Annotated in this window: 2 protein-coding genes; one reads left to right on the top strand and one right to left on the bottom strand. The window is 71.4% G+C overall.

The window, feature by feature from the left end; genetic code table 11:
- Positions 1-646: 646 nt before the first annotated feature.
- The gene (locus ACF1AK_RS11755; protein ID WP_391498603.1) at positions 647-1,465 is read left to right on the top strand and encodes an SDR family NAD(P)-dependent oxidoreductase; all 819 of its coding nucleotides are present in this window, start codon (positions 647-649) and stop codon (positions 1,463-1,465) included.
- 7 nt (positions 1,466-1,472) lie between these two features.
- On the opposite strand, the gene ACF1AK_RS11750 is transcribed toward ACF1AK_RS11755, so the two are convergent.
- Positions 1,473-2,240: a TetR/AcrR family transcriptional regulator gene (locus tag ACF1AK_RS11750; RefSeq protein ID WP_391498602.1), complete on the bottom strand. Its 768-nt coding sequence runs from the start codon at positions 2,238-2,240 to the stop codon at positions 1,473-1,475.
- Between the last annotated feature and the right edge of the window lie 50 nt (positions 2,241-2,290).

Genomic DNA, 2,290 nt, shown 5'->3' with positions numbered 1-2,290 from the left:
ACCGTTCCATCACGTCCAGAGTCGATTAGCGGGCGAGCGCGGGCAGGCAGAACTCTGAATCGCGCCGTCGATGATCCGCAAGCGTCTGGTTTCGGCCAGCCGGACACCACGGAAGGAGACCGAAGACACTCCGCGCCACCCGTTGCGCTCCCACACCAAGGCCTGGAGCTGCACAAATGCGATCACCCGATGAGTGCACCGCCCGAGGTCCCGCCGCCTCGAACAGTGAACTCATGCGTCCGATTCCGGTGGGCAGCAAACATCCTGCTGACGAACTGCCGTTCGCCATCAATTCCCGGGCGTCACACTCGTCACTCCACGGGACAATCCCGAGCCGAGCGGAATCCTGAATTCCTCGCCGCTCGAACATTCGGCCGAGCAGCTGATCCGAAAGAATGTCCGACCGCCGCGATCCCGCCGGGCCCGCGATTTCAGGCCGGGGATGTTCCCGGGCAACCTGCCCGTCACCTGGGCGCAGACTCCCGGGCGGGGCCGGCGAAAGGTGCACACCCTCGCACCCGCCGGACTCGCCCGCCCCCCGGCGCGGCGCCTTCCCCGGCCCCGAACCCTCCCTTGCGTCACTAACTGAACAATGTTTAGCTTCAGGACCAGGACACTGCACCGACGCACGAAGGCGGGACGGAACATGACTGCGCGACTCGACGGGAAGATCGCCTACATCACCGGAGCGGGAAGCGGCATCGGGGAAGCGACCGCGGAGCTCTTCGCCCGCGAGGGCGCCGCCGTCGCCGTGGCGGACCGCAACGGCGAGGCCGCCGAGAAGGTCGCCGCACGGCTGCGCGCCGACGGCGCACGCGCCATCGCCCTGACCGTGGACGTGGCCGACGAGGAGCAGACGCGCGCCAGCATCCAGGCGACCGTCGACGCGTTCGGAGGCCTGGACGTGGTGCACCTCAACGCCGGAGCGGCCTCCCCCGACGACCACGACGTCGTCAACACGCCCGACTCCGCGTGGGAGCTGTCCTTCCGCGTCAACCTCATGGGTGTCGTCCACGGCACCCGCCACGCCATCCCGCACCTGATCGCGCGCGGCGGCGGCAACATCGTGATCACCTCCTCGCAGCAGGGCGAGGTCGGCGACGTCAACCGCGTCGCCTACGGGTCGGTCAAGGCGGCCGTCACCTCGCTCACCCGGTTCATCGCCACCTCGCACGGCCGCCAGGGCATCAACGCCAACGCGATCCTTCCGTCGCTGGTGCTCTCCCAGGGAGCGGCCCCGCAGTTCCCCGGCGCCTTGCGCGACGCCGTGGTGCGCCACCAGACCACCGACCGGGTCACCGAGCCCTCGGACGTGGCCAACCTCGCGCTGTTCCTCGCCACCGACGCCTCGCAGGCCATCCGCGGGCAGGCCATCCGGATCGACGCGGGGATGTCCGCGATGGGCTCGGCCTCACCCGACCTGGCCGATGCCATCACGGACCTCTACACGGCCGACGCCTCCTGACCCCGGCTCATCGCGCCGCGCCCCCCTCGGGGCGCGGCGCCAGCCTGGCCCGCAGCTCGCGTTCCACCGCCGTGTCGGCGACCCTGGCCGGCCCCTCCCCCCGCTCGGTACCGACCAGGACGGCAAGGGCCCCGTCGGTGAGCTGGAGGATGTAGTCGACGAACGGCCCGGGCTCAGCGGCCCCGGCCGGCGCGGCCTCGCCCGCGCCCCCGTCCACCGCCTCGTCCACCGGGCGGAACGGGAGGACGTGCTGCACCGCGACGATGCCGTGCAGCGCCATCCAGAGCGTCTGCGCGGTCTGCAGCACCGGGAGCCGCAGCGGACGGCCCTCCTGCCCGCAACGGTCCACAGCCCGCGCGAAGAGGTCGGTGACCTGCGCCGCCGGGTGGACGCGCGGATCGGGCGCACCCGCGGTGGGCTGCTGCACCTCGAACATGAGCCGGTACGGACCATGGTTGGCAAGACCGAACCGGCAGTAGGCGTGCGCCAACGCCTCCAGCCGGTCCCGGGCGTCCTCCCCGGCCTGCGCCTCGGCGGCCTGCATGCGCGCGGCCAGCGCGTCGAAGTGCCGCGCCAACGACGCCCAGAACAGACTCGCCTTGTCGTCGAAGTGGAGGTAGATCGCCCCCGCGGTGACGCCCGCCTCCGTGGCCACCCCGCGCATGGTCAGGCCGTCGTACCCGCCCGCCCGCTCCAGCAACCGGTCGACGGCGTCCAGGATCTCCCCGCGCAGCTGCTGCCCGGTCCCCCGACGGCTCCGTTTCCGCTTCTCCATCTGCCCCGCGATCCTTACGCACCTGGTACCGGTCCGTACAGGAATCTACC

The organism is Kitasatospora sp. NPDC015120 (assembly GCF_043080305.1).
Classification (GTDB): domain Bacteria; phylum Actinomycetota; class Actinomycetes; order Streptomycetales; family Streptomycetaceae; genus Kitasatospora.
Note: the sequence above shows the minus strand (reverse complement) of the source record. Positions and strands in the feature narration are given on the sequence as shown.

Coding starts and splice junctions, on each gene's coding strand:
- ACF1AK_RS11755 (WP_391498603.1), top strand. CDS start 647: ATGACTGCGCGACTCGACGGGAAGATCGCCTACATCACCGGAGCGGGA.
- ACF1AK_RS11750 (WP_391498602.1), bottom strand. CDS start 2,240: ATGGAGAAGCGGAAACGGAGCCGTCGGGGGACCGGGCAGCAGCTGCGC.